Genomic DNA, 21,946 nt, shown 5'->3' on the forward strand with positions numbered 1-21,946 from the left:
GCGGCCTCGGCATCTGTCAATAGCTGGTTACAGTCGTGATCTTCGCTGGCCGATAAGTAGGGATAAGCGGGATTCAACGGACATGGGCGCGCTCCCATGCTTTACATCCATCGATGTGTGCCGTAACACTTAACCGCTCAAGCGCTTCCGGAGCGTCAAGGGACGCCGCCAACGGCTGTTCAGCGCCGGTTAAGCTCGGCATCAGTGGGGACCAGAGGAGACTGAGTGAAGCGGCCCACGATCGCCGATATAGCCAGGCGTGCGGGTGTGTCCAAGGGCGCCGTGTCCTACGCGCTGAACGGCCAGCCCGGCGTCTCCGAAGCGACCCGCAAACGCATCCTCGCGATCGCACAGGAGATCGGCTTCAACGCCAACAGCGCCGCTCGCGCGCTCTCCGGCGCCCGGGCCCGTGCCGTCGGGCTGACCCTGTGCCGTCCCGCCCGCATCCTCGGCATCGAGCCCTGGTTCATGGGCCTGATCAGCGGTTTCGAAGCCGAGCTCGGCGCCCGGTCCTATGCGCTGACCCTCCAGGTGGTGGCCACGCCCGAGCAGGAGATCGAGGTCTACCGCCGCTGGTGGGGCGAGCGCCGCATCGACGGCGTGATCGTCACCGACATCCGCGAGGACGACGTCCGCATCCCGGTGCTCCAGCAACTCCAGCTGCCGGCCGTGGTGATCGGCGGCCCCGGCGACACCGGCTCGATCGCCCAGATCTGGTCCGACGACGCCGGCGCGATCACCGAGGCGGTCCGCTACCTGGTCGCCCTCGGCCACCACCGGATCGCCCGGGTCAGCGGCGTCTCCGACCTGCTGCACACCCAGGTCCGCACCAAGGCGTTCAACGAGGTCTGCGCGTCACTCGGGCTCGACAACGTGATCACCGTCCCCGCCGACTACACCGGCGAGGAGGGCAGCCGCGCCACCCGCCGGCTCCTGATCGGCGGCGACCGCCCCACCGCGATCATCTACGACAACGACGTGATGGCGGTCGCCGGTCTGGCCGTGGCGCAGGAGATGGGCCTCGCGGTGCCCGGCGACCTGTCCATCGTGGCCTGGGACGACTCTCCACTGTGCAGCCTGGTGCACCCGCCGCTGACCGCGCTGAGCCGGGACATCTCGGCGTACGGCGCCCAGGCCGCCCAGGAACTCCTCAACGCCATCGACGGCAAACGTGTCGGCAACGTCGAGGCCGGCCGCGTCCACCTCACCCCCCGCGGCAGCACAGCCCCACCCCGCTGACCCCCTGCCCCCTGCCCACTCACGCCCAGCCGAACAGACCAGCTGGCGCTCAGCGGGGCCTCCAAGCCCGAAAAGCCCCGCTCACGCCCAGCTGGACAAACCAGCTGGCGCTCAGGGGGGCCTTCGGGCCCGAAAAGGCCCGCTCACGGCCAGCCGACCGAACCCGGCGGAGGGCTAGGCGCGGTGGGACTCCAGGAAGGCCTCCATGCGTTCCGCCGGTGCCGGGTAGCCGAGCGCGTGCCCCTGCCCGTACCGGCACCCGGCGGCAGTGGCCCGATCGATGCGCTCCTGTGTCTCCAGCCCTTTGGCGACGATCTCCATGCCGAGCCGGCGACCCAGGCTGACCACCACGTCGAGCACCGCCGGACCACCGCCGACCACCGGCTCGGACGGGTCGGTGATCAGGGACGCGCTCAGCTTGAGCATGTCGACAGGGAGCCGCCGCAGGTGGGACAGCGAGGTCTGCCCCGATCCGAAGTCGTCGAGCGCGGCGCGTACCCCGAGCTTCCGCAGCCCGGTCAGGGCCGCCACGATCACCGGCACGTCCTCGGCGATCCAGGTCTCGGCGACCTCGACGATCAGGCGCTCCGGTGCCAGCCGGTGACGTTTCAAAGTTTCCGTCACCCGCTCCGGGAAGCGGGCGGTGAGCAGCTCACGCGGCCCGACGTTGACCGAGAGCCAGAAGTCGTCCGCCCCGCCCCAGGTGCTCAAATGCCGGCACGCCTCGTCGAGCACCCACTCGTCGAGTTCCGCCGTGATGCCGAGCGACGCGGCGATCGGCAGGAACTCCTCAGGCAGGAGGGTGCCCAGTTCGGGGTGGCGCCAGCGCAGCAGCGCCTCGACGCCCGCGGGCCGGCCGTCGCGCAGGGCGGACACCGGCTGGAAGACCAGGTCCAGCTCACCGCGGCCGGCGGCGCCGAGCAACTCCTTCTCCAGCTCCATCCGGCGGTGCAGCTGGATCTCGACATCCGGGTCGTACCACTCGACCCGGTCCCGGCCCAGCTGGCGGGCCCGCTGCCGGGCCAGGTCGGCGTGGCGCAGCACCTCGTCGGAGTCGGCGCCGCCGGACAGTTCGGCCAGGCCCACGCTGGTGTGCAGTTCGACGGTGGCGCCGGGCAGCGGGTACAGCTCGCCCAGGGTGGTCACGATCCGGGTGGCGAGCGCGTAGGCGGGTACCGCCGACTCGGTGGTCAGCACCGCGAACTCGTCGCCGCCGAGCCGTGCCGGGATGTCCTCGGCGCCGAGCAGGCCCCGGATCCGCCGGCCCACCTCGACCAGCACCGCGTCGCCGATCTCCCGGCCCCTGCTGTCGTTGATCTCCGCCAGCCCGTGCAGGTCGATCACGAGCAGGGTGCCGCGCTGCCCGGCCCGCCGGCGGGCGGCGAGCAGGTCACGCATCAGCGCCGGCCGGTTGGCCAGGCCGGTGAGCTGGTCGAGGTGGGAGAGGCGATGCAGCGTACGTTCCAGGTGCACCCGCTCACCGACATCGCGCACGTGGACCACGAGGGCTGCCACCTCGGGCACCGAGCGCTGGTCGGAGATCGTCGACTCGGTGTCGCGCCAGAGCCGGGCGCCGTCCCGCAGGCGGGCGCTGACCAGCACCGGAGGACCGCCCTCGTGCTCGCCGGCGAGCACCGACTCGATCACCGCCTGGGCCGAGGGCGCGTCGTCGGGGTGGATCAGGTCGCGAAACTCCCTGCCGATCACCGCGTCGTCGCGCAGCCCGAAGAGGCGGGCGGCGGCGGGTGACTGCCACTGGATGGTGAGCTGCTCGTCGAGCACCAGGGTCAGGTCGGTGGCGCCGGCGACCAGGGAGCGGAAGTGCGCCTCGGCGACCCGGAGACGGCCCGCGTACCGGCGGATGTCGCGGACCACGAGCAGTTCCCGCACGACGAGGACGCTCACCATCACGAGTCCGAAAATGATCGCGTTGGTGCTGAACTCCCGGACGGTGATCAGGTGCCAGAGCGCGGCGATCACGCCGACCGCCGCGGGCACCGCCAGCAGCGGGTAACTCGCCAGGTACTGGTCCGGGTGGCGTGGTTCCAGCGGGGGCGCCGGCAGGTCGCGGCGGGCGCCACCGACGGCGGAGGCGGCCAGACCGGCCACGATCAACAGACCAGTCAGGGGTACGGCGGGACCTGTCACGCCGAAGGCGAGCAGTTCGGTGACCGTACCCAAGGAGAGCATGACCAGGACGGACCCGGCGCCGCACCACAGGGCCGGAACCGGTCGCGGCCTGGCTCTCAGCACGATGACCGTGACGATGGCGACGCCACCCGCGGCGATGAGCATCGCCGGAACCGCTGTCGGCCCGGTGGCCGCACCCGGCACCAGGTAGGCGGCGAAGCCGAGGCTCACGCCCAGCCCGAGCCCGTCGAAGGCCCGCCGGAGCCGGATCGGCCAGTTGCGCGCCGCACCGGGCAGCAACGATGTGCCCACCACGAAACAACCGGCGGTCACCGCGAGCCCGATGGTCAGCCAGCCGATCATGCCGGCCGGGCTCCACCAGGGCAGCAGGCCGGTCACGGCGGTGGCCAGCGCACCGAGGCCGACGAAGCCGGCGCCGCGGCAGGCAGCGAAAACACCCTCGGTGTGGTGGATCGCCAGCGCGGCACGGATCAGGACGGCGCCCGACCACAGGCCGCAGACGCCGAGCGCCACGGCGAGAGCTGCGGCGCCGGGCAGCAGACCCGTGGCACCCGCGAGCAGGACCAGCGCCGACAGCACCGGGACAGCGATCAGCGCCGCCCGGCCGGAGTCGCGGGGCGGAGCCGGCACGGCGGGCGGCACAGCCACGATGTGTCCTCTGCGTTGTTCCCGGGCGACGGGTCCCCGGGCGGATCGGGGCGGAGCAGGATCGGGCGAGCAGGGTAGGTCATGAGCGGATGGGATCTGCACCCGGTCAACGAGTTTCCCCGGATCGGGTTACGGGACCGTTCGGGCACTCTCCCCAAGACGGATCGTGGGCCATTCAGCGACAACGGTCAACTCCTGGCCTCGCCCGCCGGGTCCGGCGCTGTCACCGCGCTCCGTGAGTGGGAGGATGCAGAGGTGAGCAAACGTCCCGTCCTTCGCGTACGCAAGTCCGGCGCCGTCCTGGTCGCGGCGCTGATCGCGCTGTTCGGCGCGGTCCCGCTGGCCGGCGCCACGTGGGCACTGGCCCCGCTCCTGCTGATCCCGCTCGCCGTCCTGGTCTGGGCCTGGCGTGCCGGCACCGACGTCTACGCCGACGAGCTCCGGGTGCGCGCCCTCTTCGGCGGCAGCCGGGTCCCGTGGAGCCGGATCACCGAACTGGCCCCCGACGAGCGCGGCCGGGTCTCCGCCCTGCTCGACAACGGCAACGTCATCCGGCTGACCGCGGTCGACCGTGACAACCTTCCGCTGGTCCTGGCGGCGAGCGGCCACCCGCTGAGCGCACCGGCCGGCACCGATCAATGAGCGCCCCGAAACTCTCAGGCAGCGCCGCTACCCTGGTCCGCAGAGCCTGAGGGGGTGGTTTGGTCGTGCGTTTCCGCCGGGGCCGCGCCGCGGTCGCGACGGTCGGTGCCGTGCTGGTGCTGACCGCGGGGTGCAGTTTCGGGCCACCCGGCCCGGACGAGGCCGGATCCCCGCCCAACCTGCCCCGCCCATCCGTCGCACCGACCTCCGGTGAGGACTCCGAGGAGCGCGAGCTGGCGGTCACCGTGCTGGCCAAGAGCCTCGAGGTGCCCTGGGGCATGAGTTTCCTGCCGGACGGCTCGGCTGTCGTCACCGAGCGGGACACCGCACGCATCCTGAAGGTCGGGCCCGATTCCGACGCCGACGGCCTGAAGGTCACCGAGTTGCAGCGCCTCGACGAGGTGCGCCCCTCCGGCGACGGCGGCCTGCTCGGCATCGCCGTCTCCCCGAAATACGCGACGGACAAGACGCTCTACCTCTTCTACTCCACCGAGCGCGACAACCGGATCGGCAAGCTGGTGGTCGGCGGCAAGCTGCAGCCGATCCTCACCGGCATCCCCCGCTCGGTGAACCAGAACGGCGGCGCGCTCGCCTTCGGCCCCGACGGCTTCCTCTACGCGGGCACCGGTGACGGCACGCCGGGCGGCACCCAGGCGGGCAACCCGAAAAACCTGGGCGGCAAGATCCTGCGGATCACCACCGCGGGCAAGCCCGCCTCCGGCAACCCGGTCAAGAACTCACCGGTCTGGTCGTCCGGCCACCGCAACGTGCAGGGTCTGGCTTGGGACAAGACCAAGCGGATGTACGCGACGGAGAGCGGCCAGCCCCGTTTCGGCGAGCTGAACGTGGTCACCAAGGGTGGCAATTTCGGCTGGCCCAAGGCCGACGGCGCGAGTACGAACGCGAAGCTCGCGAACCCGCTCGCCGCCTGGCCGGCCGAGAGCTCGTCGTGCGGCGGCGTCGCCACGCTGGAGAGCCTGGTCGCCACCGCCTGCCTTCTCGGCAAGCGGATCTACCTGCTGAACGTCACGGGCAACGGTACGGTGCTCGGCAACCCGCAGGAGCTGCTCACCGACGAGTTCGGGCGTCTCCGGGCGATCGTCGCCGCACCGGACGGCTCGTTCTGGGTCAGCACCTCCAACCACGAGGACGCCGGCGAGCCCCAACCCGAGGACGACCGCATCATCCGCCTGGTCTTCTCCGACGGCGGCGCCGGCCGGAGCTGACTGGGCATGACTGAACCCTTCCCATCGTGGCCGGCCGCGCCTCGCGCCGGCGGACGGCCCACAGGCGGATCGGCGAGGGGCACCGTTTCGATCAAGGCTCGGCCGGGCAGGTGAGCCGCCGATGAAGCCGCGCGATCTACCCCACCTGGCAGCCCCGGTTCTCCAGTTCGCGAGATGGGCGCTCCAGTTCGCGAGCCGGGTTCTCCAGTTCGGGCGCCGGGCTCTGCGGGTGGCGGGCCGGGTGGGGCGGCACCGCTGGACCCGCCGTGCCGGGGTCGCCGCCAAGGTGGGCCTGGTCAGCGTCGTCGGCGCGATGATCGGCGTGATGCTGTTCGCGCAGGCGGACATCAACGTGGGGCCGTTCGGGGCCGAGATGTCCGTGACGCCGTCGGTGGACGGCGGCACCGAGGTGAACATCCCGCCGCTCGGCTCGCTGCACCTGGACACCCATCGCGGGCCGCTGCACCTCAAGGTCGCGCTCGGCTCGCTGGATCAGAGCCGCACCGAGGCGCTCATCGACAACCCGTCGGCCATCAGCTCGGCGGGTGACCGGGCCGTCGACGAGGTGGTCGTCGGGGTGTCGCGACTCGGTCTGCGTACGCTAGGGGTTGCTGTCCTGAGCGCTTTGATCTTCGCCGCCCTGATCTTCCGGAGCGTCCGCCGGACGGCCGCGGCCGGAGTCACCGCGCTGGTGGTCACCGCCGGCAGCTTCGGCGTGGCGGCCGCCACGCTGCGGCCCGACGCGATCAGCGAGCCGAGGTATGAGGGTCTCCTGGTCAACGCGCCCGCCGTGGTCGGCGACGCCCGCCGGATCGCCGACAACTACGGCCGGTACGCGGAGCAGCTCCAGGCGATCCTCGGCAACGTCAGCCGGGTCTACTCGACGATCTCCGCACTGCCGGTGTACGAGCCGGCCGGCAACACGACCCGCCTTCTGCATGTCTCCGACCTGCACCTCAATCCCGCCTCGTTCGGCCTGATCCGGACCGTGGTGGAGACCTTCGAGATCGACGCGGTGATCGACACGGGCGACATCGTGGACTGGGGCAGCAGCGCCGAGGTCGGCTACGTAGCGTCGATCCCGTCGGTCCAGGTGCCGTACATCTACGTGCGCGGCAACCACGACTCGGTCGCCATCCAGGCCGCCGTCGACGCCCAGCGCAACGCGGTCGTCCTGGACGACGGCCTGACCACCGTCGACGGGCTGACCATCGCCGGGATCGGGGACCCGCAGTTCACCCCGGACAAGAGCGAGACCAACGCGGCCGGGGACGAGTCCGGTCCCGAGCTGCTCGCCGCGGCAGGCGTTCGGCTGGCCGGCACGATCCGCGAGTCGGGCAAGAAGGTCGACATCGCCCTGGTGCACGACCCGGGCATGGCCCAGCCGCTCTCCGGTGTGGTGCCGCTGGTGCTTTCGGGGCACCGGCATCAGCGCGAGGTGAGCCTGCTGCCCGCCCCGCAGGCCCTTTCGACTTCGGCCCTGCCCTCCCCCGCCTCATCCTCCCGCTCCGCCTCCTTGCGTCCCGCTGACGGGCAGCCGCTGATGACGACCCGGCTCATGATCGAGGGGTCGACGGGTGGTGCGGGGCTGCGCGGGCTGGAGGGTGAGGATCCGACGCCTCTGAGCCTGTCGGTTCTCTACTTCGACGAGAACAACGAGCTCAAGGCGTACGACGACATCCAGCTCGGCGGCACCGGACAGTCCAACGTGGAGATGCAGCGCAACGTGGTCGGTGTCGGTGACGAGGAGATTCCGGTGCCGACGCCGTCCGCCAGCCGGTGATCACCGCTCACGCGTGAAAAGGAGAACCGGTGCGGCCGGGAGATCCCTTCCTGGCCGCACCGGTTCCGTTCCCTCTCCAGGCCCCGTTCCCTCAAGGCCTGCCCCTCCCTCAGGGTTTGCGCCACCTCGAGGCTTGCGCCTCCTCGAGGCTTGCGCCTCCCTCAGGAGTAAGTGATGTCCAGCACCGTGATCGCCACGGTCGCGAACCGTCGTCTCCTGGTCTCTCGCATGGTTTCCTCTCCGCCTGCGGATGGGGAACAGCCAAGCGCTCGCTTCGGACCCGTGACCGACTCATCACCGAACAGATGTCCATCGATGTTGACGTTCACAAATGAGGCCGTCAAGGATGTCGGCGTTTGCATTTTGTTGCAGCGATTTGCTGCAACTTCGGGGCCTCGGAGGACTGTGTTAACGAAATACACCCATCCGTATGAGAACGCTCCCAGTCTACTTTCAGGCTGCTTCCAGTCGTCGCCGGAATGAAAGGGGTGAATCCGTGGGAGATGGGTGGCATCCCGGAGGTGTCTGAGGCTGGGTGCACGGCAGTCTTTTCAGACATCGACCGACGGTGGCATCTACGGAATGGGAGTGGCCGACGTGGACGGCAGAACGGGGAGAGCTCGATGGGGAGTACGACTGATGGCTTGCGCCGCGGTGGGGGTCACCGCTGCTGCGGCCTTGAGCGCGCCCGCGGCGGCCGCCCTGAATGGGACCGCCCTGAGTGAGCCCGCGGCGGATCCCGGTGGCCGGCTGGAGTTACCCGCGCCGACCGGGCCGTTTCGGGTGGGAGTCACCGATCTTCACCTGGTGGACCGGAGTCGGGCAGATCTCTGGGCGCCGGAGCGGCGGCGGGAGCTGATGGTGTCGCTCTGGTATCCGGCGGCGGGCCGGCACGGGAGACCCGACCAGTACGTCAGCGCGGAGGAGTCGCGGCTGATCCTCGAACGGCTCGGGGCTTCGGAGCTGCCGCCCGCCGTGCTCAGCAGTGTCCGCACCCACGCGCGTACCGGCCTTGACGCTCTTCCCCAGCACCGGGGGTGGCCACTCGTGGTGCTGTCGCCGGGCTTCAGCTTTCCGCGCAGTTCGCTGACCTCGCTGGCGGAGGACCTGGCGAGCCGGGGGTACGTGGTGGCGGGCGTGGACCACACGTACGAGGCGGCCGCGGTGACCTTCCCCGACGGCCGGGTCACCACCTGTGTCGTGTGTGATCTGGTGGACGCCGATCAGGTGGAGCCGGCACAGGTCACCGCTGGGCGGGTGAAGGACCTGTCCTTCGTCCTGGACGAGTTGACCGGGCCCCGGGCGAAGGACGACCCGGTGGGGGAAAGCCGGGCGAAGGAGAACCGGGTGAAGGGCATCCCGATCGACACCGGACGGGTGATCGTCGCGGGGCACTCCCTGGGTGGGGACGCCGCGGGGTGGACGGTGCTGAGCGACAGGCGCTTCGACGCGGGCATCAACATGGACGGCAGCTTCCACCCGGCGATCACCAGCGCTGTGGACCGCCCAGTTCTGCTGCTGGGCGCCGGTGACGAGCACGGCCGGCCGGGAACCGACGCGAGCTGGGACGAGACCTGGCAGCACCTGACCGGATGGCGCCGGTGGATCACGGTCACGGACACGACGCACAGCTCCTTCACCGACTACGCGGTCCTCGGCGATCAGGTCGGTCTGCCGGTGCAGCCGCTGCCGGGTGAGCGGGCTGTGGAGATCACCCGGGCGTACGTCGGGGCCTTCGCCGACCGTCATCTGCGGCACACACCGGAACGCCTGCTGAACGGCCCCTCGAACCGCTACCCCGAAGCCGTCCACTGGCACCCCTGACAGCCAGCCGGCCTAATCAGCTGGCCGTGAGCGGGGCCTCCCACCCCCAAAAGCACCCCTGACAGCCAGCTGGCTCGACCGGCTGGGCGTGAGCGGGGCCTCTCGCCCCAAGAAGCACCCCTGACAGCCAGCCGGGACTGAGAGCGGGAGCCCGGCTGGCCCTGGGAGATGTGTCGAGCGGCTTGAGGCAGCGCTGAGAGCCAGCTGGGGTGCGGGGAGACAGCGGGGCGGCGCGGGCGGCGAGGCGGCGGCCGCGGGCACGGGCGGCGCGGGCGGCCAGGCGGCGGGCGCGGGCGGCGGGCGGCGCGGGCGGCCAGGCGGCGGGCGCGGGCGGCGGGCGGCGCGGTGAGAGGGGGCAGCGGGGTGAGAGGGGGCAGCGGGGTGAGAGGGGCAGCGGGGTGGGGGTGAGCGGCCTGGCAGCTCAGCCCGGAAGGGGCGGCAAAGGGCCGGGAACGGCACCGCCCGGCTCCCGTAGGGAAGGGAGCCGGGCGAGGACCGTACGAAATAGCCTTTAAGAGACGCCGAGCCGCGAAAGGATCAGGTCGCGGACGGTCTTGGCGTCCGCCTGGCCGCGCGTGGTCTTCATGACCGCACCGACCAGGGCGCCCGCCGCCGCCACCTTGCCGTCACGGATCTTGGCCGCGATGTCGGGGTTGGCGGCGATGGCCTCGTCGACAGCGGCCGTGAGCGCACCGGTGTCGTTGACCACCTCGAGACCGCGTTTGATCATTACGTCGGCCGGGTCGCCCTCGCCCGCGACGACGCCCTCGAGGACGTTGCGGGCGAGTTTGTCGTTGAGCTTGCCGGCGTCGACGAGTTTCTGGAGGGCGGCGACCTGCGCCGGCGTCGCACCCACCGCGGCCAGGTCGACGTCCTGCTCGTTGGCGCGGCGGGCCAGCTCGCCCATCCACCACTTGCGGGCGCCTGCGGGGGACGCGCCGGCGGCGATGGTCTCCTCGATCAGCTCGACCGCGCCGGCGTTCGCCACCGACTGCATGTCGATCTCGGAGATGCCCCAGTCGAGGCGGAGGCGGGCCCGCTTCGAGCTGGGCTTCTCCGGCAGGGAGTCGCGCAACGTGGCCACCCAGGCCGGGTCCGGGGCGATCGGCACCAGGTCCGGCTCGGGGAAGTAGCGGTAGTCGGTCGCGGTCTCCTTGGAGCGGCCCGGGCGGGTGTCGCCGGTGGTCTCCTGGAAGTGCCGCGTCTCCTGGAAGATCTTGCCGCCCTCGTCGAGGATGCCGGCCTGGCGGATGATCTCGGAGCGAACGGCCCGTTCGACGGAGCGCAGCGAGTTGACGTTCTTCGTCTCGGTACGCGTGCCCCACTCCTCCCCCGGCAGGTTCAGCGAGGTGTTCACGTCGCAGCGCATCGAGCCCTGCTCCATGCGCACGTCGGAGACGCCCAGCGAGCGGACGATGTCGCGCAGCTCGGCGACGTACGCCTTGGCGATCTCGGGTGCGAGCGTGCCGAGCCCGGGGACCGGCTTGGTGACGATCTCGACGAGCGGGATGCCGGCCCGGTTGTAGTCGACGAGCGACTCGGTGGCGCCGTGGATCCGGCCGGTCGCACCACCGACGTGCAGCGTCTTGCCGGTGTCCTCCTCGAGGTGCACCCGCTCGATGCCGATCCGGTACTCCTTGCCGTCCACCGTCACGTCGACGTAGCCCTCGGTGCAGAGCGGCTCGTCGTACTGCGAGGTCTGGAAGTTCTTCGGCATGTCCGGGTAGAAGTAGTTCTTCCGGGCCATCCGGCACCACTCGGCGATGTCACAGTTCAGCGCGAGACCGATCCGGATCGTCGCCTCGATGCCCGCCCGGTTCGCGACCGGCAGCGCACCCGGCAGGGCCAGGCAGACCGGGCAGACCTGGGTGTTCGGCTCGGCACCGAAGTCGGTCTTGCAGCCGCAGAACATCTTGGTCCGGGTGCCCAGCTCGACGTGGGTCTCCAGGCCGATCACCGGCTCGTACTTGGTGAGGATCTCGTCGTATGTCATCTCACAGCTCCGGAGGAGGGAACGTGCCGACGGCGGACTCCAGCGCTGCCGCGACCCGGTACATCCGGTCGTCAGCCATCGTCGGGGCCATGATCTGGAAGCCGACCGGCAGGCCCTCGGAGAGACCGCACGGCACCGAGATGGCCGGTCCGCCGTACAGGTTCGTCGGGATGGTGAAGAGGTCGGCGAGGTACATCTGGTACGGGTCGCTCGTCCGGGAGCCGAACGGGAACGCCACGAACGGGGTGGTCGGCGAGACCAGCACGTCGACCTGCTCGAAGGCGGACTGGAAGTCCCGGGTGATGAGCGTGCGGACCTTCTGCGCCTGGCCGTAGTAGGCGTCGTAGTACCCGCTGGACAGCGCGTAGGTGCCGAGGATGATGCGGCGCTTGACCTCGGGACCGAAACCGGCCTCCCGGGTCAGCGACATGACCTCTTCGAGCGAGCGGTTGCCGTCGTCGCCCTCGCGGAGCCCGTAGCGGACGCCGTCGAAGCGGGCGAGGTTGGAGGAGCACTCACTCGGGGCGATCAGGTAGTAGGCCGGGAGGGCGTACTGGAAGTTCGGGCAGGAGATCTCGATGACCTCGGCGCCCAGCTTGACCAGCTTTTGGAGTGCTTCCTGGAACGCCGCGGTCACGCCGGGCTCGGAGCCGTCAGTGGCGAACTCCTTGACGAGGCCGAGCTTGACGCCGGTCAGATCACCGTTCTTGCCCAGCTGGGCGGCGGCGACCACGTCGGGCACTGCCTGCTGGATCGACGTCGAGTCGCGCGGGTCGTGACCGGCGATCACCGCGTGCAGCAGCGCCGTGTCCTCGACGGTGCGGCCGCACGGGCCGGGAGTGTCGAGCGAGGAGGAGAAGGCGATCAGGCCGTAACGCGAGGTACCGCCGTAGGTCGGCTTCGCGCCGACGGTGCCGGTGACCGCGCCCGGCTGACGGATCGAGCCACCGGTGTCGGTGCCGATCGCGAGCGGGGCCTCGTACGCCGCGATCGCGGCAGCCGAGCCACCACCCGAACCACCCGGGATCCGGCCCAGGTCCCACGGGTTGTTCGTCGGGCCGTAGGCGGAGTACTCGGTGGAGGAGCCCATCGCGAACTCGTCCATGTTGGTCTTGCCGAGGATCGGCATGCCGGCCTGCTTCAGCCGTTCGACGATCGTCGCGTCGTAGGGCGGCTTCCAGCCCTCGAGGATCTTCGAGGCGGCGGTGGTCGGGACGCCCTTGGTGGTCACCACGTCCTTGACCGCGATCGGCACACCGGCCAGCGGCCCGGTGATCTCACCGTCGTCGACCTTTTTGGCCGCGGCCAGCGCGCCCTCACGGTCCACGTGCAGGAAGGCGTGCACCCGCTCGTCCACGGCCGCGATCCGATCGAGGTGCGCGGTGGCGACCTCGACGGCGGAGACGGACCTCTCCTTGATCAACTTACTGAGTTCGGCGGCGGAGAGCCTGGTCAGGTCGCTCACGATCAGTCCTCCTCGTCCAGGATGCGCGGCACCCGGAACCGGCCCTCGTACGCGTCCGGAGCGCCGGAGAGCGCCTCGGACTGCGTCAGGCTCGGCGTGGGGACGTCGTCGCGGTACACGTTTGTCAGCGGCACCGAGTGCGAGGTCGGCGGGATGTCCTCCGCGGCCACCTCACCGACCCGCGCGACCGACTGGAGGATCACGTCGAGCTGACCCGCGAATCGATCAAGCTCTTCCTCGGTCACGGCGAGCCGCGACAGGCGCGCCAGATGCGCTACCTCTTCGCGGGAGATGGCGGCCATCCTGCCCCCTCGTTGTTCGACGGTTTGTCTGCTTGCCCAGAGTCTATTTTCCGGGGACGGAAAGGACGGTACCGGCCCAGCCACTCGGCCAGTTCAGCGGCGGGCATCGGCCGCGCGTGGAACCAGCCCTGCGCGGTGTGGCATCCGGCGGCTGCGAGCAGCCGCCACGTGGCTTCGTCCTCAACACCCTCGGCGACCGCGCGCAGGCCGAGTGCTTCGGCAAGACCGACCACCGACCGTACGATCGCCGCGTCGCCCCGATCCGATGCCATCCCGAGGACGAACGAGCGGTCGATCTTCACCTCGGAGAGCGGGAGCCGCCGCAGGTGCTGCAACGACGAGTACCCGGTGCCGAAGTCGTCGAGCGAGATCGCCACGCCCATCCGGTTCAGCCGCGTGGTGGTGTCCAGCACCCGATGCGGATCCGCCATCAGCGCGCTCTCGGTGATCTCCAGCTGGAGCAGGTCCGACGGAACGTTGTAGCGGTGCAGCAGAGCGGCGACCCGGTCGGCGATGTCACCGGCGTGCAGATCCCGGGCGCTGACGTTGACCGCCGCTCGCAACGGCCGGCCCTGCTCCCGCCACTTCGCCAGCTGGGCGATGACCTCCTCGAGAACCCGGGCGGTCAGCAACCTCATCACCGGCGTCGGCTCGGCGGCCCGCAACAGCTCCTCCGGGCCGACCGTGCCCCGCTCCGGGTGGCGCCACCGCAGCAGCGCCTCCACGCCGACCACCTCGCCGGTCGCGATGGCGATCTGCGGCTGGTAGTACAGGACGATCCCGTCGTCGGGCGAGTCCTGGCGCAGGGCGGTCCGCAGGTCGGCGAGCAGGGCCAGCCGCTCCGGCGAGTGGTGCGCGGCGTCCGGCCCGTGCACGGCGATCTGGTCACCGCGCTGTTTGGCCTCGTACATGGCGGCTTCGGCCTCACGCAACAGGGTGCTCCCGTCGCGCCGGCCGGCCTGCAGCGCGATCCCGATCGAGGCGCTCAGCTCGACCGGGGTGCCGTCGAGGGGGAACGGGCGGCTCAGCGCCTCGGCCAGGTGCTGCGCGATCCGGCGGGCGCAGGCCGGGCCGTCCACCCGGGTGGCGAGCACGGCGAACTCGTCGCCGCCGAGGCGTACGACCAGGTCGTGCCCGGGAACGGCAGCGGTGAGCCGGTCCGCCACCCGGATCAGCAGTCGGTCGCCGGCCCCGTGGCCGAGGGCGTCGTTCACCGTGCGGAACCGGTCCAGATCGAGCAGCAGCAACGCCCGCCGCCGGTCGCCGGCCCGCTCCGCCATCGCCGCCTGCAACGACCGCCGGTTCGCCAGCCCGGTCAGCGGGTCGAACCGGGCCGCCCGCTCGGACTCGCCGGCCCAGCGGACCATCCGGTGCACGGCGTGCAACGCCAGCAGGGCGAGCGGCAGGAGTGCGGGGCTGACCTGGGCGGCCACCAGCATGACCGGGCTGAGCAGGAGCAGGGAAGCGGTCGCCAGCAGGTCGGCGTGGCCCCGCCTGCGCCTCGGCCGCTTGGGGGCGTCGGCCGTCCAGCGGTGGACGAGGGCGGCGATCGCGTACCGGGCGGCGATCCAGGCGGCCGCCGCTGCGCAGGTGAGGGCGGCGTCCTGCCAGCCCGGGTTCGGGCCGATCCGGAGATCGGCGATCGCGGCCACCGCGGCGGCGGCGCCCAGGGCGACGGTGTGCTGCAGGGCCAGGTGCAGGGTGCGGCGCAAAGAATGGTGCATGCGTACGCCCGCGACTGTCACTGCCAGCAACTGCACCGCCAGTGCGGGTGGACTGCCCCAGGCCAGCAGGATCGCGAAGGTGAAGCAGATCGAGGGGAGGATGACGGCACTGGCCCGGCGCCCGGGGATCAGATAGGGGCGGGCGTCGACGACGAGCGCCAGGACCGCCATCGCCCAGAACCCGGTGGGTAGACCGGCGAAGGAGCCTGGGTCGGTGGCCCAGAGCGTCAGGCCTCCCGCCAGCGAACCGAGCGAGGTGACCAGAATGGTCCGGCGGTGGTTCCGCTGCCCCGGCCCGTTCCCGGCACCCGTCGAGCCCGCGGCGTCCTTCGAGCCCGAGCCGTTCCCGGCATTCGTCAGGCGCGAGCCTCTGCCGGCGCCGGCCGGACGCGGGTCCCGGCCCGCATCCATGCGGCGCGGGCCACTCCCGTCACCCGCCGGATCTGAGCCACGGCCCGCCGGATGCAAGCCATGACCCGCCGGGTCTGAGCCACGATCCCCCGGATACGAGCCATGAGCCGCCGGGTCTGAGCCACGACGCGCCGGGTGCGGGCCGTGGCTAGAGCCGGCCGGGTGCGGGCCGTGGCTAGAGCCGGCCGGGTGCGGGCCGTGGCTAGAGCCGGCCGGGTGCGGGCCGTGGCCCGGCGTGGCCGGGTGTGAGCCGTAGTCAGCCGGGCGCGGGTCCCGGCCTGAGTCGGCTCGGGTCGCCTTGAGGCGGGCACGAAAGCCGGCCATACGCGGGCGAGCGGCATCCATGCGACCTCCACGATGGCCTCGATCACCAATCGCCTACACCATAGATCCATATCCTCTTTTTTGTGCTTAAGCACCTATGCGTTACTAAACCGACATACGTCCTTAGACGTGAAAACCGTCCTAATTCCCTCTCCCGAGTGAACCCGTGGCAGCCAGCGGTCAGCCAGTTGAGTCGCTCCCCCACACCCAACGCCCACGCCACACATTCCCGCGTTCACCGGCCACTCAGGGGTATCGCCCACGCAACACCTAGGGCGTGACCTCAGCCACCTCGCGAGCCGCCTCCGGACCCTCACCCAGCAACACCCCGAACCCCGCCTCATCCAGCACCGGCACCTTCAACGCGAGCGCCTTCTCGTATTTACTGCCGGGGTTCTCACCCACCACCACGAACCCGGTCTTCTTCGACACCGAGCCGCTCACCTTGCCGCCGCGGGACGTGATCGCCTCGGCTGCCTGGTCGCGGGTGTGGCTCCCGAGCGTCCCGGTGACCACCACGGTCAGCCCCTCCAGCGGGCGCGGACCGGTGTCGACCCGCTCGTCGGCCATCCGCACGCCGGCCTCGCGCCACTTGCGCACGATCTCGCGGTGCCAGTCGACCGCGAACCACTCGCGCAGGCTGTCGGCGATCGTCGGGCCGACACCCTCCACAGCGGCCAGCGGGTCGACCGCCTTGGGCTTGCGTTTCTCCCCCTCGACCGGCTCGGGTGCTGCCGGCACGACCGTGACGATCTCCTCGATCGCCTCGATGGTGAGGAACTCGCGGGCCAGCGCCTGCGCCGCGGTCGGGCCGACGTGGCGGATCGAAAGGGCGACGAGGACCCGCCACAGCGGGCGGTCTTTCACACCGTCGAGGTTTTCCAGGAGCTTGACGGCGTTGGTGCCGAGGCTGCCGTCCTGGTTGACGAAGAACGGGGAACGGCGCAGATCGTCCTCGGTCAGCGCGAACAGGTCGCCCTCGTCGGTGATGACGCCCGAGTCGAGCAGTGCCTGTGCCGCTTTCCAGCCCAGCACCTCGATGTCGAGGGAGTTGCGGGAGGCCAGGTGGAACACCCGCTCGCGCAGCTGCGACGGGCAGGAGCGGGAGTTGGGGCACCGGATGTCGACGTCGCTCTCCTTGGCCGGCGCCAGCGGGGTGCCGCAGGCCGGGCACTCGGTCGGCATCACGAACGCCCGGGCGTCGTCGGGCCGCAGGTCGACCACCGGGCCGAGGACCTCGGGGATCACGTCGCCGGCCTTGCGCAGGACCACTGTGTCGCCGATCAGCACGCCCTTGCGGACGACCTCCTGAGCGTTGTGCAGGGTGGCCTGGGCGACCGTCGACCCGGCCACCTTGACCGGCTCGAGAACCGCGTAGGGCGTGACCCGGCCGGTGCGGCCCACGTTCACCGCGATGTCGAGGAGCTTGGTGTTGACCTCCTCGGGCGGATATTTGAAGGCGATCGCCCACCGCGGTGCCCGGCTGGTCGAGCCGAGCCGGCCCTGGATGGCGACCGAGTCCACCTTGATGACGACGCCATCGATCTCGTGCTCGACGTCGTGGCGATGCTCGGCGTAATAGGCGATGTAGTCGTGGACGCCGGCCATGTCGTCGACGAGCTTCCACCGCTCGCTGGTGGGCAGGCCCCAGGCTTTGAGCGCCGCATAGGCGTGCGACTGCGAGGACGGCGTGAACCCGTCGCGCGCGCCGATGCCGTGCACCACCATCCGCAGGCCGCGGGAGGCGGTGATCCGCGGGTCCTTCTGCCGCAGGCTGCCGGCGGCCGCGTTGCGCGGGTTGGCGAACGGGTCCTTGCCCTGCTCGACGAGGCTCGCGTTGAGGTCGGCGAAGGCCTCGGCCGGGAAGTAGATCTCGCCGCGGACCTCGAGCAGGTCGGGGACGTCGTCGCCGGTCAGCCGCTCCGGAATCGCCCGGATGGTCCGCACGTTGGGCGTCACGTCCTCACCGGTGTGCCCGTCGCCGCGGGTGGCACCGCGGACCAGGCGGCCCTTCTCGTAGGTGAGGTTGATGGCCAGCCCGTCGACCTTGAGCTCGCAGAGGAACTGCACCGGCCCGCCCGCGTCACGCACCGTCCGCTCGGCCCAGGCCGCCAGCTCGTCGTTGCTGAAGACGTTGTCCAGCGACATCATCCGCTCGGCGTGCTCGACCGCGGTGAACAGCGTCGAGAAGGTGCCGCCCACGTTCTGCGTCGGGGAGTCGGGGGTGCGCAGTGCCGGAAACTCGGTCTCCAGCGCCTCGAGCTCGCGCAGCAGCACGTCGAAGTCGTGGTCGGAGATGGTCGGCGAGTCGAGCACGTAATAGCGATACTGGTGACCGCGGATCTCGTCGGACAGCTCGGCGTGGCGCGCGCTGGCCTGTGGCGTCGGATCCGCTCCCGCGGCCGCCTCCTGCGCCGCGGTGGGGGCGGGAACCTCCAGCTCAGGAGTGGAATTCTCGGGCACCGGAACCTCCGTGTCAGGGATACCTAGCAAGCACGGTAGTCCCACCCCCTGACAATTTCGGGGTCACACCTCGGAGATCCGGCGGCCGGCTTCCGTGCACGCTTTGAGCAACGCGCGGGCGTACGCCGGCGGTGCGCCGGCCAACCCGCACGCCGGAGTGATCACCACTTGCTGAGGCAGCCGCGCGGCCGGAAAACCCAGCCGCTGCCACAGCGTCCGCACCCGCTCCGCGATCCGCTTAGCGTCAGGCCCGGATCCCGAAGGCCCAGACCTCGAAGGCCCAGACCCCGAAGGCCCGGAGTTCGAAGGCCCGGAGTTCGAGGACCCGGATCCCGAAGGCTCCGAAGGCAGCGAAGGAGCCGCACCCGCGAAGATCCCCAACCCCGCCTCGATCGCCTCCCCCAGCGGATCAAGGTCCTTGACCAGCGACAGATCAAGCGCCAACGCCACAGCCCCGGAATCCCGAACCACCTGCAACGGAACCCCGGGAGCACAGCAGTGCACCACGACCGGCGCCTCGACGACCTCCACGATCGTCCGCAACCGCGTAGCCGCGTCCGGCCCGTCCACACTCCGATAGGCCGAGAGCCCACTCTCGGTGGGCACGTGCCCGGCCAGTACCGCCGGCAGCGACGGCTCATCGAGCTGCAGCAGCACCGTGGCACCCGGCAGCCGCCTGCGCACGTCGGCGACGTGCCGCCGGAGCCCCTCGGCGAGCGAGTCCGTCAGGTCGCGCACCGCGCCCGGGTCCCGCAGCATCCGCCCGCCGATCGGCAGGTCGAGTCCGGCCGCGAGCGTCCACGGCCCGGTGGCCTGCACCTTCACCGTGCCGGTGAACCCCTCACCCTGCTCGGTGAGCTGGTCCAGGTCCCGTTCCAGCAGGTCAGCGGTCCGGCGAAGGTCCTTGCCGGGCCGCGAGGCGACCTGCCACCGACCGGCGTAGAGCTGCACCGGCAACTCCACCAGGAACCCCGCACTGCGGCCGATGATGTCCGCTCCGGGACCGCGTGCCGGCAGCTCGGCGAGATGCGGCAGATCCGGCAGCTCGCCGAAGATGATCCGCTGCGCCTCAGCGACGTCCGAACCGGGCAGTGAGCCGATCCCCGTCGCCGCACCCACCGGCCACGGGAAGTCAGGCATGAGCGGACGCCCGCGAACCGGCAGTGATCGTCGCCGAGCCGAGCACGATGTCGCCCCCGGGATCCGGCCGGTACGCCACGATCGCCTGCCCCGCGGCCACCCCCCGAGCCGGCGACCCCAGAGAGGCGACCAGCTCGTCCGAGTTCACCGACACCGAGGCCGGCACGACCTCACCGTGTGCGCGCAGCTGCACCTCGCAGGAGACCGCCGACGACTCGTCGTGCCAGATCGGACGGGACGCGGTGACCACGTCCACCTCCAGATCCTCCCGGGGCCCCACCGTCACCGTGTTGGAAACCGGAGTGATCGAGAGGACATACCGCGGCCGGCCGTCAGCAGCCGGAACCCGCAGGTCGAGCCCCTTGCGCTGCCCCACCGTGAACCCGTACGCCCCGTTGTGACTGCCGATCCGCTCACCGGTCCGCCCGTCGACGATGTCACCGGGTGCCGCACCGAGCCGCTTCTCCAGGAATCCCCTGGTGTCCCCGTCGGAGATGAAGCAGATGTCGTGCGAGTCGGGCTTGTCCGCCACGGCCAGCCCGCGCGCGGCCGCCTCGGCCCGGACCTGCTCCTTGGTCGAGTCGCCCAGCGGGAAGACGGACCGGTCCAGCTGGGCACGGGTCAGCACGGCCAGCACGTAGGACTGGTCCTTGGGCAGGTCGACGCTGCGGCGCAGCAGCCCGTCCGGCCCCAGCCGGGCGTGGTGACCGGTCACCACGGCATCGAATCCCAGCGCCACCGCCCGATCCAGCACCGCCGTGAACTTGATCTTCTCGTTGCAGCGCAGGCACGGGTTGGGTGTCCGGCCCGCCGCATACTCGCTCACGAAATCGTCCACGACACTGTCGTGGAACTCCTCCGCCATGTCCCACACGTAGAACGGGATGCCGATCACGTCGGCGGCACGGCGCGCGTCCCGGGAGTCCTCCAGGGTGCAGCAGCCACGCGCTCCGGTCCGGAACGTCTGAGGATTACGCGCCAGCGCCAGATGCACACCGGTGACGTCGTGACCGGCGTCACGGGCGCGCGCGGCGGCGACCGCGGAATCGACACCGCCCGACATGGCCGCAAGAACTCGCATACCGCAAGCCTATCTGGGCGTCTTCCAGGCCCCCGCCCGGCAGGCACGTTCCACCGCGCCCGGCAGCGCCGACAGCAACGCGTCGACGTCCTCGCGGGTGCTGTCGTGCCCGAGGGTGAACCGCAGCGACGACCGGGCACGGTCCTCGTCGGCGTCCATCGCGAGCAGCACGTGGCTCGGCTGGGCCACCCCCGCCGAGCAGGCCGAACCGGTCGAGCAGTACACACCCTGCGCGTCCAGCAGCATCAGCAGCGCGTCGCCCTCGCAACCCGGGAAGGAGAAGTGCGCGTTACCGGGGAGGCGATCCGACACGGCACCGTTGTAGATCGCGTCCGGCACGATTGCCCGTACCCGATCAACCAGGTCATCACGAAGAGTGGCGACGCGCGCCGCGTACTCCTCACGGTTCTTGATCGCGGCCTCGACCGCCGTCGCGAAAGCGACCACCCCCGGGGTGTCCAGGGTCCCGGACCGCACGTCGCGCTCCTGGCCCCCACCGTGCAGCAGGGGTGTGCAGGCCACATCACGGCCCAGCAGCAACGCACCCACCCCGACCGGCCCGCCCACCTTGTGCCCGGTCAGCGTCAGCGCCGCGGCACCACTCGCCGCGAAATCCACCGGAACCTGACCGACCGCCTGCACCGCGTCGGTGTGGAACGGAATGCCGGCGGCCGCGGCGATCCCGGCCAGCTCAGCGATCGGCTGCACCGTGCCGACCTCGTTGTTCGCCCACTGAACGCTGACCACCGCGATCTCGCCACCGCGCGCCTCGATCAACTCAGCGAGCGTCTCCGGCGCGACCAGGCCATTGCCGTCGACCTCCAGCGAGGTCACCGCGGCACCCTCCTGCCGCCCCAGCCAGTCCACCGCGTCCAGCACAGCGTGATGCTCCACCGCCGAAGCCACCACCCGAACACGCGCCGACTCCGCCGAACGCCGCGCCCAGAAGATCCCCTTGACTGCCAGATTGTCGCTCTCGGTCCCACCACTGGTGAAGATCACCTCAGACGGCCGCGCACCGACCGCCGCCGCGATCCGCTCCCGCGACTCCTCAACCAGGCGCCGAGCACCCCGGCCAGCCGCATGCAGCGACGACGGATTGCCGACCTCCCTCGCCGCAGCCACATAGGCATCAAGCGCAGCGGGAAGCATCGGCGTAGTCGCCGCATGATCGAGATAGGCCATCGTCCCCAAGCTTATGTCGTCCCCCCAGAAACGCTCCCCGCCCTCCCACCAAGATCACAACCCCATCCACCCCTCCACAGCCCAGCCGAACCGACCAGCTGGCGCCCAGCGGGGCCTCCAGGCCCGAAAGACCCCGCCCACGCCCAGCTCAACGGGCCGGCTGGCGCCCAGGGGGGCCTCCAGGGCCGAAAAGGCCCGCTCACGCCCAGCTGGACGGGCCGGCTGGCGCTGAGCGGGGCCTCTAGGCCCGAAAAGGCCCGCTCACGCCCAGCTGGACGGGCCGGCTGGCGCTTAGCGGGGTCTCCAGGGCCGAAAAGGCCCGCTCACGCCCAGCTGGGGCGGCCG

At 71.0% G+C, this 21,946-nt stretch carries 14 protein-coding genes; 5 read left to right on the forward strand and 9 right to left on the reverse strand.

What is annotated here, in order from left to right; translation table 11 throughout:
- Positions 1 to 225: 225 nt before the first annotated feature.
- On the forward strand, positions 226 to 1,239 hold the full coding sequence (locus tag ACFQV6_RS37555) for a LacI family DNA-binding transcriptional regulator (protein ID WP_378032459.1): 1,014 nt from the start codon (positions 226 to 228) through the stop codon (positions 1,237 to 1,239).
- 174 nt (positions 1,240 to 1,413) lie between these two features.
- On the opposite strand, the gene ACFQV6_RS37560 is transcribed toward ACFQV6_RS37555, so the two are convergent.
- Positions 1,414 to 4,038, reverse strand: a complete 2,625-nt coding sequence (locus tag ACFQV6_RS37560; protein WP_378032460.1) for a putative bifunctional diguanylate cyclase/phosphodiesterase — start codon at positions 4,036 to 4,038, stop codon at positions 1,414 to 1,416.
- 255 nt (positions 4,039 to 4,293) lie between these two features.
- Here ACFQV6_RS37560 and ACFQV6_RS37565 point away from each other — a divergent pair, with 255 nt between their 5' ends.
- From ACFQV6_RS37565 to ACFQV6_RS37580, 4 genes are all read left to right on the forward strand, one after another.
- Entirely contained in the window at positions 4,294 to 4,680 is a 387-nt protein-coding gene (locus ACFQV6_RS37565; RefSeq protein WP_378032461.1) for a PH domain-containing protein, read from the forward strand.
- A 65-nt stretch (positions 4,681 to 4,745) separates the two neighbouring features.
- The gene (locus ACFQV6_RS37570; protein ID WP_378032462.1) at positions 4,746 to 5,906 is read left to right on the forward strand and encodes a PQQ-dependent sugar dehydrogenase; all 1,161 of its coding nucleotides are present in this window, start codon (positions 4,746 to 4,748) and stop codon (positions 5,904 to 5,906) included.
- A gap of 121 nt (positions 5,907 to 6,027) precedes the next feature.
- The gene (locus ACFQV6_RS37575; RefSeq protein WP_378032463.1) at positions 6,028 to 7,689 is read left to right on the forward strand and encodes a metallophosphoesterase; all 1,662 of its coding nucleotides are present in this window, start codon (positions 6,028 to 6,030) and stop codon (positions 7,687 to 7,689) included.
- Between the two features lie 639 nt (positions 7,690 to 8,328).
- On the forward strand, positions 8,329 to 9,513 hold the full coding sequence (locus tag ACFQV6_RS37580) for an alpha/beta hydrolase family protein (protein WP_378032464.1): 1,185 nt from the start codon (positions 8,329 to 8,331) through the stop codon (positions 9,511 to 9,513).
- Between the two features lie 511 nt (positions 9,514 to 10,024).
- On the opposite strand, the gene gatB is transcribed toward ACFQV6_RS37580, so the two are convergent.
- The 8 genes from gatB to ACFQV6_RS37620 form a co-directional block, all read right to left on the reverse strand.
- Complete coding sequence (gene gatB / locus ACFQV6_RS37585) at positions 10,025 to 11,506, reverse strand: Asp-tRNA(Asn)/Glu-tRNA(Gln) amidotransferase subunit GatB (RefSeq protein ID WP_378032465.1); 1,482 nt, start codon at positions 11,504 to 11,506, stop codon at positions 10,025 to 10,027.
- Position 11,507: 1 nt separating this feature from the next.
- Entirely contained in the window at positions 11,508 to 12,971 is a 1,464-nt protein-coding gene (gene gatA, locus ACFQV6_RS37590) for an Asp-tRNA(Asn)/Glu-tRNA(Gln) amidotransferase subunit GatA (RefSeq protein WP_378032466.1), read from the reverse strand.
- A 2-nt stretch (positions 12,972 to 12,973) separates the two neighbouring features.
- Positions 12,974 to 13,273 carry an Asp-tRNA(Asn)/Glu-tRNA(Gln) amidotransferase subunit GatC gene (gatC, locus tag ACFQV6_RS37595; protein ID WP_364220951.1) on the reverse strand — a complete coding sequence of 100 codons (300 nt, stop codon included), beginning with the start codon at positions 13,271 to 13,273 and terminating at the stop codon, positions 12,974 to 12,976.
- Positions 13,246 to 15,408, reverse strand: coding sequence for a putative bifunctional diguanylate cyclase/phosphodiesterase (locus ACFQV6_RS37600; protein ID WP_378032467.1), 2,163 nt, complete (start codon positions 15,406 to 15,408; stop codon positions 13,246 to 13,248). Before ACFQV6_RS37600 ends, gatC begins: the two co-directional genes overlap by 28 nt.
- A gap of 594 nt (positions 15,409 to 16,002) precedes the next feature.
- Positions 16,003 to 18,195 (reverse strand): NAD-dependent DNA ligase LigA, encoded by a 2,193-nt coding sequence (ligA, locus tag ACFQV6_RS37605; protein ID WP_378032468.1) that lies wholly within the window; start codon positions 18,193 to 18,195, stop codon positions 16,003 to 16,005.
- A 63-nt stretch (positions 18,196 to 18,258) separates the two neighbouring features.
- Positions 18,259 to 19,335, reverse strand: coding sequence for a methionine synthase (locus ACFQV6_RS37610; protein WP_378032469.1), 1,077 nt, complete (start codon positions 19,333 to 19,335; stop codon positions 18,259 to 18,261).
- The gene (gene mnmA, locus ACFQV6_RS37615) at positions 19,328 to 20,416 is read right to left on the reverse strand and encodes a tRNA 2-thiouridine(34) synthase MnmA (RefSeq protein WP_378032470.1); all 1,089 of its coding nucleotides are present in this window, start codon (positions 20,414 to 20,416) and stop codon (positions 19,328 to 19,330) included. The genes ACFQV6_RS37610 and mnmA overlap by 8 nt, the downstream gene beginning before the upstream one ends.
- Positions 20,417 to 20,425: 9 nt before the next feature.
- Positions 20,426 to 21,601, reverse strand: a complete 1,176-nt coding sequence (locus ACFQV6_RS37620) for a cysteine desulfurase family protein (RefSeq protein WP_378032471.1) — start codon at positions 21,599 to 21,601, stop codon at positions 20,426 to 20,428.
- Between the last annotated feature and the right edge of the window lie 345 nt (positions 21,602 to 21,946).

This window comes from Actinoplanes sp. GCM10030250 (assembly GCF_042666575.1).
In the GTDB taxonomy this organism is placed as follows: Bacteria; Actinomycetota; Actinomycetes; order Mycobacteriales; family Micromonosporaceae; genus Actinoplanes.

What these genes read in the sequence shown, in the direction of transcription:
- ACFQV6_RS37575 (WP_378032463.1), top strand. Translation starts at nt 6,028, where the DNA reads ATGAAGCCGCGCGATCTACCCCACCTGGCAGCCCCGGTTCTCCAGTTC.
- ACFQV6_RS37580 (WP_378032464.1), top strand. Translation starts at nt 8,329, where the DNA reads ATGGCTTGCGCCGCGGTGGGGGTCACCGCTGCTGCGGCCTTGAGCGCG.
- gatB (WP_378032465.1), bottom strand. Translation starts at nt 11,506, where the DNA reads ATGACATACGACGAGATCCTCACCAAGTACGAGCCGGTGATCGGCCTG.
- gatC (WP_364220951.1), bottom strand. Translation starts at nt 13,273, where the DNA reads ATGGCCGCCATCTCCCGCGAAGAGGTAGCGCATCTGGCGCGCCTGTCG.
- ACFQV6_RS37600 (WP_378032467.1), bottom strand. Translation starts at nt 15,408, where the DNA reads ATGGATGCGGGCCGGGACCCGCGTCCGGCCGGCGCCGGCAGAGGCTCG.
- ACFQV6_RS37610 (WP_378032469.1), bottom strand. Translation starts at nt 19,335, where the DNA reads ATGCCTGACTTCCCGTGGCCGGTGGGTGCGGCGACGGGGATCGGCTCA.
- mnmA (WP_378032470.1), bottom strand. Translation starts at nt 20,416, where the DNA reads ATGCGAGTTCTTGCGGCCATGTCGGGCGGTGTCGATTCCGCGGTCGCC.
- ACFQV6_RS37620 (WP_378032471.1), bottom strand. Translation starts at nt 21,601, where the DNA reads ATGGCCTATCTCGATCATGCGGCGACTACGCCGATGCTTCCCGCTGCG.